At 35.8% G+C, this 15,608-nt stretch carries 16 protein-coding genes; 9 read left to right on the top strand and 7 right to left on the bottom strand.

Annotated features, from left to right (window positions below):
• Positions 1-14 precede the first annotated feature (14 nt).
• The 3 genes from nrdD to E1750_RS07210 are packed head-to-tail and all read left to right on the top strand — an operon-like array spanning position 15 to position 1,315.
• The gene (gene nrdD, locus E1750_RS17970; protein ID WP_108723451.1) at positions 15-185 is read left to right on the top strand and encodes an anaerobic ribonucleoside-triphosphate reductase; all 171 of its coding nucleotides are present in this window, start codon (positions 15-17) and stop codon (positions 183-185) included.
• Positions 142-858: an anaerobic ribonucleoside-triphosphate reductase activating protein gene (locus E1750_RS07205; RefSeq protein ID WP_227873976.1), complete on the top strand. Its 717-nt coding sequence runs from the start codon at positions 142-144 to the stop codon at positions 856-858. Before nrdD ends, E1750_RS07205 begins: the two co-directional genes overlap by 44 nt.
• Before the next feature lie 25 nt (positions 859-883).
• A complete protein-coding gene (locus E1750_RS07210; protein ID WP_133276129.1) occupies positions 884-1,315 on the top strand; it encodes an RrF2 family transcriptional regulator in 432 nt (143 codons plus the stop codon).
• A gap of 84 nt (positions 1,316-1,399) precedes the next feature.
• Here E1750_RS07210 and E1750_RS07215 read toward each other — a convergent pair whose 3' ends face one another.
• Complete coding sequence (locus tag E1750_RS07215) at positions 1,400-3,211, bottom strand: hypothetical protein (RefSeq protein ID WP_133276130.1); 1,812 nt, start codon at positions 3,209-3,211, stop codon at positions 1,400-1,402.
• 237 nt (positions 3,212-3,448) lie between these two features.
• On the opposite strand from E1750_RS07215, the gene nadA reads away from it, so the two are divergent.
• The 3 genes from nadA (at position 3,449) to E1750_RS07230 (ending at position 7,193) form a co-directional block, all read left to right on the top strand.
• The gene (gene nadA, locus E1750_RS07220; protein ID WP_133276131.1) at positions 3,449-4,375 is read left to right on the top strand and encodes a quinolinate synthase NadA; all 927 of its coding nucleotides are present in this window, start codon (positions 3,449-3,451) and stop codon (positions 4,373-4,375) included.
• A 3-nt stretch (positions 4,376-4,378) separates the two neighbouring features.
• Positions 4,379-5,905, top strand: coding sequence for an L-aspartate oxidase (gene nadB, locus E1750_RS07225; RefSeq protein WP_133276132.1), 1,527 nt, complete (start codon positions 4,379-4,381; stop codon positions 5,903-5,905).
• 82 nt (positions 5,906-5,987) lie between these two features.
• Entirely contained in the window at positions 5,988-7,193 is a 1,206-nt protein-coding gene (locus tag E1750_RS07230; RefSeq protein ID WP_133276133.1) for a BamA/TamA family outer membrane protein, read from the top strand.
• Positions 7,194-7,198: 5 nt separating this feature from the next.
• Here E1750_RS07230 and E1750_RS07235 read toward each other — a convergent pair whose 3' ends face one another.
• From E1750_RS07235 to E1750_RS07245, 3 genes are all read right to left on the bottom strand, one after another.
• Positions 7,199-9,196 (bottom strand): TonB-copper family protein, encoded by a 1,998-nt coding sequence (locus E1750_RS07235; protein ID WP_133276134.1) that lies wholly within the window; start codon positions 9,194-9,196, stop codon positions 7,199-7,201.
• A gap of 484 nt (positions 9,197-9,680) precedes the next feature.
• Positions 9,681-10,520: a hypothetical protein gene (locus E1750_RS07240; protein WP_133276135.1), complete on the bottom strand. Its 840-nt coding sequence runs from the start codon at positions 10,518-10,520 to the stop codon at positions 9,681-9,683.
• 83 nt (positions 10,521-10,603) lie between these two features.
• Positions 10,604-10,981, bottom strand: coding sequence for a hypothetical protein (locus E1750_RS07245; protein WP_227873977.1), 378 nt, complete (start codon positions 10,979-10,981; stop codon positions 10,604-10,606).
• Positions 10,982-11,131: 150 nt separating this feature from the next.
• Between E1750_RS07245 and E1750_RS07250 the strand changes: the two genes are divergently transcribed.
• The 3 genes from E1750_RS07250 (at position 11,132) to E1750_RS07260 (ending at position 13,577) form a co-directional block, all read left to right on the top strand.
• Positions 11,132-11,725 (top strand): Crp/Fnr family transcriptional regulator, encoded by a 594-nt coding sequence (locus E1750_RS07250; protein WP_133276136.1) that lies wholly within the window; start codon positions 11,132-11,134, stop codon positions 11,723-11,725.
• Positions 11,726-11,779: 54 nt separating this feature from the next.
• Positions 11,780-12,943: a hypothetical protein gene (locus E1750_RS07255; RefSeq protein ID WP_165698015.1), complete on the top strand. Its 1,164-nt coding sequence runs from the start codon at positions 11,780-11,782 to the stop codon at positions 12,941-12,943.
• A gap of 79 nt (positions 12,944-13,022) precedes the next feature.
• Positions 13,023-13,577: a fasciclin domain-containing protein gene (locus tag E1750_RS07260; protein WP_133276138.1), complete on the top strand. Its 555-nt coding sequence runs from the start codon at positions 13,023-13,025 to the stop codon at positions 13,575-13,577.
• 76 nt (positions 13,578-13,653) lie between these two features.
• Here E1750_RS07260 and E1750_RS07265 read toward each other — a convergent pair whose 3' ends face one another.
• From E1750_RS07265 to E1750_RS07275, 3 genes are read right to left on the bottom strand one after another with little or no spacing between them, the layout of a single operon-like run.
• The gene (locus E1750_RS07265; protein ID WP_133276139.1) at positions 13,654-14,025 is read right to left on the bottom strand and encodes a group III truncated hemoglobin; all 372 of its coding nucleotides are present in this window, start codon (positions 14,023-14,025) and stop codon (positions 13,654-13,656) included.
• A 54-nt stretch (positions 14,026-14,079) separates the two neighbouring features.
• Entirely contained in the window at positions 14,080-14,847 is a 768-nt protein-coding gene (locus tag E1750_RS07270; protein WP_133276140.1) for an ABC transporter permease subunit, read from the bottom strand.
• Positions 14,844-15,587, bottom strand: coding sequence for an ABC transporter ATP-binding protein (locus E1750_RS07275; RefSeq protein ID WP_133276141.1), 744 nt, complete (start codon positions 15,585-15,587; stop codon positions 14,844-14,846). Before E1750_RS07275 ends, E1750_RS07270 begins: the two co-directional genes overlap by 4 nt.
• Positions 15,588-15,608 lie beyond the last annotated feature (21 nt).

The following is a 15,608-nucleotide window of genomic DNA, read 5'->3' on the forward strand; positions in this document are numbered from 1 at the left end:
ACTAAAAAGTAAATATGAAAACAGAAACCAAAACCAATCCGATTTTAGAGGAAAATCAGCATTTGAGAACAAAATGTTTGGTTTACACACGCGTAATGGGCTATCACAGACCCGTAGAAAGTTTTAATATTGGAAAAAAAGGTGAACACAAACAACGAACTCATTTTACTGAAGGAAAATGTTAGTAAGCCCATTTACAGCTTAACACCTTTCACTTTATTAGATTATCCGCATAAATCAGCCTGCATTCTTTGGTTTGCAGGCTGTAATATGCGTTGCTTGTATTGTTATAACCCCGAGATTGTGCTCGGAAAAGGAAGTCTTTCTTTCGAAAAAATTCTTTCGTTTTTACAGTCTCGAAAAAATTTGTTAGACGCTGTCGTTTTTAGCGGAGGCGAATGTTTATTGCATAAAAAAATCATTGACCTCATTAGCCAGGTCAAAAAAATGGGTTTTTTGGTAAAAATTGACACCAATGGCAGTTCGCCAGAAGTAATGCAACAATTACTAAATCAAAATTGGGTCGATTACATCGCATTAGATTACAAAGCGCCTAAATCAAAATTTCAATCGATAACCAAATCCGATTTGTATGATTCTTTTGAAGAAACTTTCGATTTAATTTTAGAAAGCAGAATTCCTTTTGAAGTTCGAACCACCTACCATTCTGACTTGTTAACAGAAAACGATTTGACCGCAATGATTCAGTTTTTGGAAAGCAAAAATTATGTAGGCAATTATTACATTCAATATTTTAAAAACAATGTTGAAACCTTATCAAAACTAAATCATTCCAACAACAAAATTGATTGCGAAAAATTATCCACACCAACAATAAAGATTAGCATAAGAGATTAATAATTATTGCTTAAACTCAAAAAAAATGTTTTCAAAAACCTGTGAATACGCCATTCGTGCCACCATCTATATCGCAACACAATCGTACGAGAATAAAAGAGTTACGATAAAAGAAATTGCCGAAAATATTGATTCTCCTTTGTCTTTCACGGCCAAAATTTTGCAAGTTTTAGCCAAAAAAGGAATTGTGCAATCCATCAAAGGAATCGGTGGCGGTTTTGAAATCCCGAAAGAAGATATAAAAAAAATAAGTCTTTCTCAAATTGTGACAGCCATTGATGGCGATGTTATTTTTACGGGATGTGGCTTAGGTTTACATCATTGCTCACAGGAACGCCCTTGTCCGCTTAACAAAAAATTCAAAAGCATCCGAGAAGATCTTGCCAAAATGCTCGAGAGCACTTACCTCGAAGAACTTGCTTTGGATATCAATTCTGGCGATTCGTTTTTGACATAAAAAAAAATGACCTCAAAGAAAATAAAACTCTTTGAGGTCAATAATAATATAAAAACTACTTTTTTAGACTTTAATTTAAAAATATTAAGCGACCACCAATTCTGGCACTTCAACTCCAATTAGCTCATTGGTGTAATATTCCAATTGGTTTTGGATTGCTTCAATACTACTTTCAAAATAATTTGAATTCGCAAAAAAGTTTTGGTAAAAGCCAATACCTTCTAACAAATTACTTTTGAAGGCTTTCAATTTCTTCACTTGCGAAGCATTAATTTCAGTCGAAATGTTTTTGATGTCATTTTTCAAATAATCAATATACATCTTTAACTCTTTAATGAATAAATTGGGTCTGTTTGGATCCGTCATCACATTAAAATTGCCGTAGATATGTCGCACCATTTCCGAAAGCGAAACTTCTTTGTCAAAATAAGCCAAATTAGGCCCTGGACAAACAATCACACCTTGCGACTGCCCTTTTATTTCGATGTCATTTTCGAGGTAAGAGGCATTGGCTAGACCAACACAAAGACAAGCTTTCTCGGTAATATCGAATTTCATTCTATCATACGCTTCTTGCGATAAAGTTTCTTTTATTTCGTTCAACTCGTCTAATTTTACATCTTGATATTTCTTAGACGAGGTACAAATTCCTTCGGGACCGAACTCTTTGCTCAGCGCTAAAAACTTTTTCGGACACGAGCTTCCTGCTTTATCATCATCAATACGTTGTTGTTTGAACATTTCGTTTGAAGTACCTCGAACAGTATTAAACGGCACTCCCAACGGCGAAATATGACTTAAATACAAATCTTTTTCTTTGGCATTTTGCAACAATTCACGAGTTTCAGCGTCAACCGAAGTAGCTTCTGGCACCAATAAAAACGGTGTTCCCCAACCTACGGCATCCACATTGTAATACTCCATCATAAAATCGTGTTCTTCAGCAGTACCAACACCGCCTTGAACCGTAATTTTCAATTCCAAAGGAGTTGAAGGAATTGGCAATCCTTTTTGCGCCAAGGCTTTCACCATAATATCGTGAGCAGATTGTACCAATTGGTCTTTTTTATGTTTGAATTCTTCCATAATCGGACCTAATAGAAATCCGTCGGTAGCAAAAGCGTGCCCACCGCAATTCAAACCTGATTCGATACGGTATTCCGAAACCCAAAGCCCTTTTTTAGCCAAGAAATTTCCTTGAATCATTGCCGAACGGTAATCACTTACTTTCAGAATAATTTTCTTTTTCAATTGGTTGTTTGCATCTGGAAAAAAGCAAGGAAAACTTTCGAAATAAGCGAATAACCTTGGATTCATTCCCGCCGACAAAACGATGGAAGACGTCAAATTACTGTTGGCAAAACCACGAAGCGCCGCGTGTGCATCATTGAATTCTACTGGCAATTGTTCTCCATTGGCAAAATTGTCTTTATCCAACTTTGTCATAATGTTGACATCAATATCTCCACGATAAATGTGCTCTTCGAGGTACTTTTTGATGTTTTCTTTCAAAGCCATTCCGTCTTCTAAAAGATGCTCTAATCCTTCTTTGATTTCCGATTTGTTCGGCAACATTGCAATATAATTTTCTAATGCCTGTTTGCTCTCTGATAATTCCGTCTTGAAATTTTCAAATTTTTCTTTTACAATGGTATCGACTAAGTTCAAATACGAAGTAATTCGTTCAGCGCGATAATCCTGAATTTTTTTGGTTATTTCTTGGTAAGGAACATCGAATTTTTCGCTGTAAAAAGCTCTCATTTTCTCAATTAGTTCATCATCCGCAAGCGCAATAACCGATGATATTCCGTATTTTGCTACTCGAATTGGACTATCAATGGTGAAAGCCAATCCCATCACTGGAATATGAAATGTATGTAACTGTTTATTTGTCATGATGTAGTTAAATAATTTGTTTATGGTTTAAGATGCAAATATCACAAAAGCAATCAACACAAAAACTGATAATTATCATACGGTCACGTACTTTTATCACAGACTAGCCGAAAACCACGTATATTCCTATCGTTTTATAGCAATTACAAAACATAATTTGAGTTTTTTGTTTTTTTAAATAAGTGTATATTTGTAAAATAATGTAATTCCTCTGGCAATACTAAATTTTAGTAAGAAATGAAAAATCTTAAAGAACGAATATTAGAACTAAAAAAAGAAAAAAATGCGGTTATTTTAGCCCATTATTATCAAGAATCCGATATTCAAGATGTAGCAGATTATGTGGGTGACAGCTTAGGATTGTCACAAGAAGCGATGAAAGTCGAAGCGGATATCATTCTTTTTGCTGGTGTACATTTTATGGCCGAAACCGCCAAAATATTAAATCCGACCAAAAAAGTAATTCTACCGGATTTGAAAGCAGGTTGCTCCCTTGCTGAGTCGTGTCCGCCTGAAGATTTTAAGAAATTTACCGAGGCGCATCCCGATCATATTGTCATCACTTATGTCAATTGTTCTGCCGAAGTAAAAGCCCTGACCGATATTGTGGTTACTTCATCGAATGCCGTAAAAATCGTAAATTCAATTCCAAAAGACAAACCTATCATTTTTGCACCAGATAAAAATTTAGGCAAATATGTAATGGAACAAACGGGTAGAGAAATGTTGCTTTGGGACGGTGCTTGTGTGGTTCACGAAGCTTTTTCATTAGATAAGCTCATTGCTTTATACAAGCAAAATCCAGACGCTCAAATCATTGCGCATCCCGAATCGGAGACGCACATTCTAAAAACAGCCAACTACATTGGTTCCACTGCAGGGATGATCAATTATGTAAAAACAAATCCGAGCAACAAATTTATCGTTACCACCGAGGCTGGTATTCTTCATAAAATGAAACAGGAAGTACCGGATAAAATTTTAATTCCAGCACCTTCAAACGAAGATAATACTTGCGCTTGCAGCGAATGTGGTTATATGAAAATGAATACTTTACAAAAAGTGTACAACTGTTTGCTCCACGAAAGTCCCGAAATTTTTGTCCCTGATACTATAATGAAAAAAGCACTGATTCCAATTGAACGAATGCTTGAACTATCTTAATAAATGATCCAAACAAACTACTTAATTATTGGTTCTGGCGTAGCTGGATTGACCTTTGCGCTTAAAATGGCGGAGGAATTTCCAGATAAAAAAGTTACGATTGTAACCAAAGCCAATGCCGATGAATCCAACACCAAATATGCTCAAGGCGGCATCGCTATTGTGACCGATAAAATGGTGGATTCCTATCAAAAACACATCGAAGACACCTTGATTTGTGGAGACGGTTTGTGTGATGAAGAAGTAGTAAAAATGGTCATTACCGAAGGCCCAAAACGATTAAAAGAATTAATCGAATGGGGTGCAAAATTTGACGAAAATAGCAAAGGAACTTTAGATTTAGGAAAAGAAGGCGGCCACTCCGAAAATCGAGTCGTACATCATAAAGACCAAACAGGTCAGGAAATTCAACGTGCCATTTCGCATCAAGTGCACCAAAAAGACAATATTTTAGTTTTGGATTATCATTTGGCCATCGATTTGATTACCGAACATAATCGCTGTTTGGGTGCTTACGTTTTAGATGAAAAAACAAATGAGATTCTAACATTTCAGTCTGATTTTACCTTGCTTGCTACTGGTGGAATTGGACATTTATATGGCCACACTACAAACCCAGTAATTGCTACAGGAGACGGAATTGCAATGGCTTATAGAGCCAAAGCTAGTATCAAAGAAATGGAATTTATCCAATTTCACCCAACGGCTTTATACGATGCATCAACTGGAACTTCTTTCTTAATTTCTGAGGCGGTTCGTGGCTTTGGGGCTTATTTGCGTACCAAAAACGGCCATCGTTTTATGCCTGATTATGATTCCCGAGGTGATTTGGCTTCGCGTGATATTGTATCGCAATGCATCGATTTAGAATTAAAAAAATCAGGTGACGATTGTGTGTATCTTGATTGTTCCCATTTAGATATGGAGGCATTTATCAAGCACTTTCCGATGATTTATAAACATTGCCAAAAATTAGGGATTGACTTAGCAAAAGATTGGATTCCAGTAGTTCCTGCGCAACATTATCTTTGCGGCGGAATTGTGGTCGATAAAACGGGGAAAACCTCTGTTGAAAATTTATTTGCCTGTGGCGAATGTTCCCGAACGGGCTTGCACGGTGGCAATAGACTCGCTTCAAATTCTCTTCTAGAAGCCTTAGTGTATTCGGATAAAATATATACTTATTTGGCCAAAACTACATTCGACAAAAGCCAATTTGAGGGAAAAGTTACCGATTGGAAATTGGTTCCAAAACCAGTAATCAATCCCGATTATGTAGCCAAAAGAAAAGCAGAATTACAACTTTTGATGCGTCAAAATGCTGGAATTGTTCGGAATGACGTTGATTTGCTTCAAGCCAAAGACAAACTCACGCTTTGGAAAACGGAAATCGAAGAAAAAATAAACCAATATCAAATCAATGCTGATTTATGTGAGCTGCAAAATTTGATAACCATTGGAACACTTATAGTGCAACAATCTATCGATCGAAAAGAAAATTGCGGTGGTTTTGTTAAGGTGAATTCTTAAGGTGAAAAATAAATTCAACAGACTGTAATTAAAAATGAATTGATGAATTTATATTTTAATTGATTTTCATTAGATTTATAGAATGAAAAATAAATTCATTTTTTTACTACTACTGTTTCTACTTTTCGCTCTTGACATTACAGCTCAAGACAAGGATACTTATTTTGTTACTCCCAATAAAGACACCTTAGTTCAAAAAGACGGTATTGATTATTTGATTCAATTATTCAAAATCAATAAGAGTCAAGAAAAAATCGAAAATAAGAAAGTCCATTTTTCGTTTTTTCCCACCGATACTAAAAATGCTGGTGGAAGGGTGCTCGTTTCGTCCTTTAATGCTACATTTTTGATGGGAGATAAATCCAATACCAATGATTCGACTGTTTATTTGATACCTTATATTTCATTTAATAATCAATACGGCATCGAATTATATCCTACGATTTGGCTTAAAAACAACAGCTGGAATTTTGTTGGCGAATATTTTATTTTAAACTACCCGCAAGATACTTGGGGTTTGGGAGGAAATACCTCTGAAAACAATGAAACCTTAGTCGATGGCAAACAGATTCGGTTCCATCAAAATGTTCTGAGAGGAATTATGCCTAATTTTGCTGTGGGAATTGGTTATCAGTTTGATAAACATTACGATCTCGAAATCCTAAACAGTGATTTTATAAATAACCATCCAGAATTTTCAGCTGGAAAAAAGTACAAATCCATTTCCTCTGGTATTTCGATTCCCTTGGTGTATGACAGCAGAAAAAACATCAACAATCCGCAAGAAGGAATGTATTCGAGTGTAACTTATTTGTACAATGACCCCAGCTTAGGGAGTGACACCAATTGGCAATCGCTTTTTATCGATGTTCGAAAATATTTTCCTTTTTCATTCGCCCGCAGTGTTCTTGCTGTACGATCGTATTATTGGACTATTTTATCAGGTAAAGTTCCCTATTTCGATTTGCCTTCTACTCGGGCTGAACCAGGAACAGCTAGCTCTTCGCGCGGACTTCAAAAAGATCGATATCGAAGCAATGCCATTATCTTCCTAGAATCGGAATATCGATTTAATATTACGCGAAACGGTTTTGTAGGTGGAGTTGTATTTGCCAACACGACCTCAGCCTCTGATTATGATACGCAACATTTCACCCATTGGCAACCCGCCGTTGGTACAGGAATTCGGCTGAAATTCAACAAATATACCAAAGTAAATGTTGCCTTTGATGTAGGATTTAGCAAGGATTTCACCAATGTTTATCTAAAAATTGGAGAGGTTTTTTAATCCTATCAAAAACCAAACGCAACATTCAAAAAGAAATTTCTACCTTTTCTGGGAATATTATTCCAATCTGAAAAAGTCGAATAATAGGTGTCGAAAAGGTTCTCGATTCCTCCTTTGACATTGCATTTCAACTTTTCGAAAGTAAAAGAATAGCCTGCATTTAAATTCAAAACAGCAAAATCTGGCGTTCTGTCTTCTCCATAAAAAGGACTGTATTGGGTTTGAGTAGCATTTCCCTGAACCGCAATTTCTGACGTAAATTTTCCTTTTCTGAAATCTAAAGATGAAAAATACCGCAGCGGACTGATGAAAGGCAAATTTCGATCCTCGAAATCTTTTCCATAACTATACACCAATTGGCCTTTCCATTTCAAATTGGTTGAAAACTGGTATTCCAAATTCAAATCGGTGTTGAAAATTGTTGCATAATCTAATGCGGTATAGATTTTCACGCCGTTTGCCCCAATGGTCATCGGAATCAAAGAATCATCAGGTTTCCCCACGATATAATTAGAAATATGAAAATAGGAAGACGACATTCTTGCACTCCATTTTTGAGTTTTATAGCCTACAGAAACGCTTCCTTCAAGCGAATTTTCATTGTTTAATTCTGGGTTTCCAATGTAATCGAACAAATCAAAACTATTGAATAAATAGAACCCATAGCCTTCCGAAACCGAGGGCGCTCGTTCGCCATACGCCAAGCCAAAACCATACGCAAAACCATTTTCATCATAGGAATAATTAGCAGAAATACTCGGTAAAATTCGGTTTTTGCTATCTTTCATATTCGGATAAAAAATCTGCAAACTTTCTAATCCCAACTCGCTGGCAACCTGATTAAAGTGATTGGCTAAACTGGTCGAAAATTTCAAACTCGAATGGCAATTCAAGGCAATATTATCTTCTAAAAACAAGGCCGTATAAATCGTTCTCACGTCTGGCCAAGTGTACATAAACATCAATTTTTCATTAGAATCCTCCGGATACATCGTCATTTCAGCCACCGAACGATTGTAAAATGAGTTTAAATCAACCATAAAATGATGGCTATTGAAAACTCCTTTTGCTTTCGAATAAAATCCAAAAGTATCGCTCCAACCCGGCATATCCATATGAATGGGAACCGAAGGTCGCTTGGTATCATCCATTTTATGCGTGATGGTATTGTAATATATTTTGGTTTCCCAGTTTTCAATACGAGATGATTCAGGAACATATTCCAATTTCAGTGAAGTGATTAAGGCTTCGGCCAAGGAAACATCCATAGGCAAAGCGGGATAACCCACATCAGTCGCTTTATCATAAATTATTGACCCTTCGAGTAATTTATTTTTATCAAAAGAAAACCCAGATGTTGCCGATATATTGAATTTCCGAAACTGCGAAAACAACACTTCCTGACCTTTTCCATCGGTATAATTCTCGGCATCTCGAAACATAAAATCGGTGTCTACATAAAACGATTTATCCGAATAATTTACGGCTGAACCAATAATTTTTTGCTGACTATTGGTTTCAAAACCAGCATTTATAGCCGTATCCCAGCCTAAATCGGAAAATCCAGTACGGTTTCTTTGCAAATCGACAGAACCACCTATTGTTGCTCCGTGACAAGCACCTTGTTGCCCTGATTGTATTGTCGCTTCAGACAAATTAGAAACCTCGACATAGGAAGTAATCGGATCCATTTTATCGGTACAAGCGCCAAAAATCCGCATCCCGTCGATGGTTACCAACGTTCTTTCGGTAGGCATACTATTGATCAAAGGTTCCCAAGCGTAACTCCCCCGACGAATCATATCCACCTTGGTCGATTGTTGCAAATACTCGTCAATTGTAGCCAATGGTTTGGCTTGTTGTTGATACAATTGTGCCTTTTTTCCAATTACAATAACTTCTTTTAAATCCTTTGGAATTATCGTATCTGTTGGTTTTTCTTGAGCAAAACTAATTTGGAAAATAGAGCAACACAAGCCTATAAAAAGTATAAAGTTTTTCATCTGAAAAATGGTAAAATATCTTTGCCAAAGTTGAATTCCTGGCAAAGACTATTGATTATAAACCTGAACTCGATTAATATTAAAAAGTTTAAACCACATAGAAAAAAAAATTAATAGAAAGACGCTTTGCTTATCATAGATGTCATAGCTATGAGTAATTAAAATGCCTATGACCCGAGCGAAGCGAACTGACGAAGTAAAATCCTTTTAAATTATATTTAAAAATCACTCTTGTCCGATGAAATGCAAGTATAGTCCCTACGGGACAAATTTACTATTCGTAATCCTCTCGCTACCAACATTTAACCTCTACAAGGTATGCTCCGTTAGGAGCAAAATATTGGTAGTCAAAAAACAAGTCATTCGACCTCTAATGTCCCGTAGGGACTATATTTGTTCGAGATTTTAGTTTCATTACAATTTTAATCGAACAACATTGTTTAAAAATCTATGTGGTTAAAAATTTTTAATTAAACTCGGTTTATTAAAACTCTATTTCAAAGTAAATACTACTTGCTGGAACAGCATCGGTAATCGTTTCGCCTTTCAAGACAGTTCCGGATGCATTGAGCAATTGCAAATTCAATTTCCAATATCCCGTCATCGTAAGCGACAATTTTCCGTTGTATAAATCTCCAGCAACGGTTTGGGTTGCATCGACATTGTTCGGGGAACTGTGATTGCCCATACTTGGCATTCTAGGGTCAATTTTCAATTTGTAATTATCTACTACAGGAAAAGTCATCATATCTTGCATTTTCCAAACTCCTACCACCATATCGTTGATTCCTACTTTTGGATGATGCGGATCCACGTAAGCTACAATATATCTTGAGTTATCTGAACCCATAAATGAGCTTACTTTTTGTTTCGCCGAAGCCGGAACATCAATAACAGAAGTCATCGTATAAGCAGTTCCTCCAATAGTGTAGTCTACTTTTAAATCCCAATATTCTGTTGCGTTTTGCGCCATTTGAAAAACAATATAGCCTTCATAAACAGAACCTTCAGCAGAAACTTTGGTCACGGGCGATTTAGGACAAGAATGGCTCATCATTGTCATATGCATCACGGGCATCCAAGAAACAGTCGCATTCTTTATGTATTGATTGGTCGCTTTGTCTTTTATTTTAAGTGCAATCTCGTTGAAACCTTGCTCCAAACCGCCCATATGTTTGTACAATTCTATGGTATGTGTGGTGTTGGAGATTTCTTTAAATTGGGTCATTCCTTCTAATTCGTCAACTGAAGTATCATTTTTATCTGAAGTACAGGATGCAAATATGGTTACTAAAACCAATGGTAATATTCTTAAAAATTTCATTTCTATTTATTTAAATTTTGATAATAAAAAGCACATCAATAGTATCGCTATTGAATAATGCCATTGTAAAAAACTGGGAAAAATTAAGAAATGAAAATGGGTGGTCGAAAGACTGAAACACTACTCAAATAGGAGTATGAGTTCGAATAGTTGGCAGTTGCATGCTGCTTTTTGTCACAATAAATGGCTGTAAGGGTGAAAGAATTGATTTCTTCATAAAACAACACTTCCGATTCTTGAATCATTGTTTTTTTGTCTGAGGAAATTGGTTTTTCTCCCGAAGCCTCGGGATCTGAAGCCTTGGCCAATTCCTTCATCAAATGGCATTTACCGTTACATTGCAGTTTTGGCTTCGCTTTATTGACACAGAGTACCTTGGTAATATATTCATAATTAACGACATAGTCCAATACCGGAAGTACTGGTTTCAGTAATATAAATATCGCCAATAGGAATAACATCTTTTTCACGATGCAAATATAAAGCTTGAACTAAAAAAATCCTTATGATTCTAATCATATTTTATATATATTTATGCCTAATATATTTGCGCTAACGCGCCATTTTTACCATTTTAATTGTTTTAAACTGACAGATAGCTACTTTGATTTATGCAAATAGACATTGATTTACTTTACTCTTGGGGAGCGGTTGCTAAAAAATATAAAAAGAACGAAATCATTTTTGAAGAAGATGAAATGGCTCACTTTTATTATCAAATTATGGATGGAAGTGTCAGAATGTTCAATTCAAATGACGAAGGCAAGGAATTTACTCAAGGAATTTTTTGTTGTGGAGACGGTTTTGGGGAACCGCCATTATTTATCAATGAAACTTATCCAGCTAAAGCGGTTGCCATTTTGGACAGTACCATCCTGAAACTATCTAAGGAAAAATTTCTTAAAATTCTGGACGAATATCCTTCTATACAAAAGCTGTTTTTGGTTTTAATGGCACAAAAAATCCATTCGAAGTCGAAGACTTCAAAAGAAATCATCAATCAAAAACCCGAATTTAGAATTGTCGCTTTTTTGAATTCCTTTAAGAAAAAATCAGGTTGTTCCAATGAAAAAATTTTGATTCCTTATACCCGGCAAGAAATTGCCAATTATACCGGACTTCGAGTAGAAACGGTAATACGGGTTTTTACCAGAATGAAAGCAAACAATAAAGTAGAAATCGTCAACCACAAAATATATTATTAGATGCCATTGAATATCAAATTTTGGCTTAAACTTTCTTTACTAAACTTGTGCATTGTGGCCACACTAGGCGTTTTGATGCGTTATAAAATTGGTTTTGAATTTCCATATCTTGACCAAAAACACTTGCAACATTCCCATTCTCATTTTGCTTTCGCAGGTTGGCTGAGTCATACCCTGATGGTGTTGATGGTATATTATCTTCAAACTAAAATTGCCGTTTTTTCGGGTGAAAAATACAAAAACCTCATTATTGCCAACCTGATTTGTGCCTATGGAATGTTGGTTTTTTTTATCATTCAAGGCTACGGGATGATCTCAATAATTTTCTCGACCGCTTCCATTGTAGTTTCCTATGTCTTTGCTTACCGATTCAACAAAGATTTAAAATCACTAGATTCCGATTTATTAGCCAAAAATTGGTTTAAAGCCGCCTTGTTTTTTAATGTAATTTCGTCTTTGGGCACCTTTTATTTGGCCTATATGATGGCTAGCAAAAACTTTGTTCAAGATTTATATTTATCATCCGTTTACTATTACTTACATTTTCAATACAACGGTTGGTTTTTCTTTGCTTGTATGGGCTTAATTTTCGGCTTTTTAAACCTCCGAAAACCCGAACATCCCTTTTTTGAAAGCAGTTTCTATTTATTTGCCATAACCTGCGTTCCGGCCTACCTCCTATCGATTCTTTGGTTGGATTTGCCTGTAATTCTTTATATAATTACAGTACTTTCGGCACTAATTCAAGTTTATGCTTGGTTCAAATTTGTGGTGATTTTAATAAAAATACGAAAAAATATACTGCAAAATTTCGCGCCTATTTTCCGATATCTGTTAGTATTTATTAGTTTTGCCTTTAGTGTCAAATTACTACTTCAATTGGGCTCGACAATTCCAGTGGTAAGCCAACTAGCCTTCGGATTCAGACCTATTGTTATTGCCTATTTGCATCTCGTGTTATTGGCTGTGATTAGTTTATTTGTTTTGTTTTTTATCTACGCAAATCAATTGTTTCCCATAACAAAAAAATTAAAAAACGGTTTGATTTTACTAACTATAGGCGTCGTTTTGAATGAAATCATCTTAGCCGTTCAGGGAATATCTTCCTTTAGCTACACTATTATTCCGTATACAAATGAGTCCCTTTTTGTTGTGGCAATAGTGCTATTTGTAGGGATTGTACTGACCACTTTTTACTCTAAAAAAAGTGAAAAATAAACATCATTTATGATTACAGTCATAAAATAAATGCCTGAAATTGAATTGCTTTGTGTAATAAAACTAAAGAATTTAGATTATGAAAAAAACAATTCACTTATTACTAGTTGCCGTTTTGTTTACTGCCTTTGGTTGCAAACAAAATAGTGAAGCCGCAACCGAAAGCACAACCGAAAGCACCGAAGCTACCACAACAGGACAAGAAGCAGTCGTCGATTCGAACTCGGCACCAAACATCGTTCAAGTTGCCTCTGGAAGCAAAGACCACACTACCTTAGTGGCGGCTGTAAAAGCAGCAGACTTGGTAAGATCGTTAAGTAATGCTGGCCCATTTACCGTTTTTGCTCCTACAAATGCCGCTTTCGACAAACTACCTGCTGGAACTGTAGAAGGATTATTGAAACCAGAGAAAAAAGGGGATTTACAAAATATTCTAGGATACCACACCTATGTTGGCACTTTGAAAGTTGAATATATGCAAGAAGGACAAGAATTTGATATGGTTTTTGGTGGAAAAGTGAAAATCACTAAAAAAGGAGATAAAACTTTTGTCAATGGATCAGAAATACTAGCCTCAATACCAACCTCTAACGGAATAATTCACGTGATTGGCGACGTATTATTGCCAAAATAAAATTACTAATTCATCTTATCTTGGTTAAAAAAAGCGTGTGTCTCGAAAAACACACGCTTTTTCTTTATCAATTAGTTCAAGCCAAAGTTTTATACATCATTGCTGCGGCGATTTTGATGGCTCGTTCCTTAATTTCCTCCGCCTTTACTCCAACGAATAATTCATCGACAGTACTGATGAAATAGTGATTCCACAGATTGAAATGCGCAGCGGTCACTTTACTTTTTTGACTGAGTTTTTCGTGAGTTACCATAGGATTCCCTTCATAATTCCCAGAATAGAATAGAATGTTTTCAAAAAAATCACAGACTTTCGGCGTGTGCTTTTCCCATTCTACCTGAGCCACTTCATCAAAGAAATAGCTGATGGTCTTGTCCGCTTTTATTTTGAGATAAAAAGCATAGACAAGCCGTTCTATATCGGCCCTATTTTTGATGTCTGTTTTCATTTAATTTAATTATTAAACCCCAAAGTTTTTAAAAACATTTGAAGTTAGTTTAAATTACAAATCTTTGTTTTTAAACTTTTTAAGCGAAATATAAAACGGAAAAATTACCCACAAACACAATAAAACAAAGGAAACGGTCAATCCCATTGCGGTGCCAAAAAAATCTTTAAAAATGGCTCCAGTATACCCCATCATTGCCGAAACATCGAGCTGTAACAATATCTGGATTCGCGCCAAATCTATTGGACTAAAAGCGGTAACCGCCACCATCGCTTTTTCGATTGGATAGTCTGATAATTGAAACAATAAGAACAAAACCAATCCATCAAAAAGCAAGGCGAAATATAGCCACGTCATTATGGCGATTCCGATTCCTTTCGCCTTGTCTCTGGTGAGAATCGAACTCAAAAAGGCCAAAGCCACAAATATTACCGAAATCAAACAGCCTACTACAATCATCATTATTCCTACACTATCGGGGGCATTAATCAATAACGGAATTCCGGCACCAATAAAGAATGCAGCGACCATAGACAATGACAATCCTAGGAATAAACTCAACCAAATCTTTCTTCGTTTTACAGGCTGACTAAGCAAAAGTTCTATAAATTCCGATGAATTGTATAAATAAATTGTTGCAAAAAGAATGGAAACTAATGGAACCGTGAATAAAATCACGTTCAAAATGGTGAGTAATCCTTTGGCTGAATTGTCTTCCAATCCAAATGAACTCCAAGAAAGTAGGGCCAGAATCAAAGTGTAACCCAATACGATCTTGTTTTTTAGAATGTCGAGAAATATGATTTTAATGATTCTGTTCATAATAAGGTTGCGAGTTTCGGGTTGTGAGTTACGTGTTTCTTTTGTTTTAGAATACTAGCAATGGCTTTTGAAATTTTTTGTTCTCCTGTGGATTCCAATAAATCGGCGATCGTTTTATGAAAATGGACTTTGCCATCTTGCATAAAAATAATCTGGCTAATCATATCGTCCAATTCGCTCAAAAGATGGGAAGTAATCAGGATGAGTTTTCCTTTTTCTCGCTCCTTGATTATTTTTTCCTTCAAAATTTCGGATGCCAATGGATCTAAACCCGCCGTTGGTTCGTCTAAAATCAACACATCGGGATTGAATAAAAACGCTAAAATGGCACTTACTTTTTGGGTTGTTCCTCCCGAAAGTGTCCGCATTTGTTTGTCGAATATCTTTTCGAGTTCGAAAGCTTTTATTAAATCTTCGTCCAAAACAGCATCAGAATTTCGGACTTTTTTAATCATTTCAATGATTTGGCCCACCGTCATATAATCAGGATAACGCCCTATTTGCGGCATATATCCTATTTGTTCCCGATATTTATATTTTTTAAGTATCGATTTTTGGTCAAACATAATATCGCCTTTGGTAGGAATCACCATTCCTAAAATACTTTTTATCAAAGTGGTTTTTCCACAACCATTTGGACCAATTAGCGCAATGCATTCTCCTTTGCTGAAAGAAAGATTGACATCGTTTAAAACCTCTAATTTCCCGAATTTTTTATAAATATTTTTAATTTCAATCATTTTTTTGTTGCGGGTTGCGAG

The sequence above is a fragment of the Flavobacterium nackdongense genome (genome assembly GCF_004355225.1).
Classification (GTDB): domain Bacteria; phylum Bacteroidota; class Bacteroidia; order Flavobacteriales; family Flavobacteriaceae; genus Flavobacterium; species Flavobacterium nackdongense.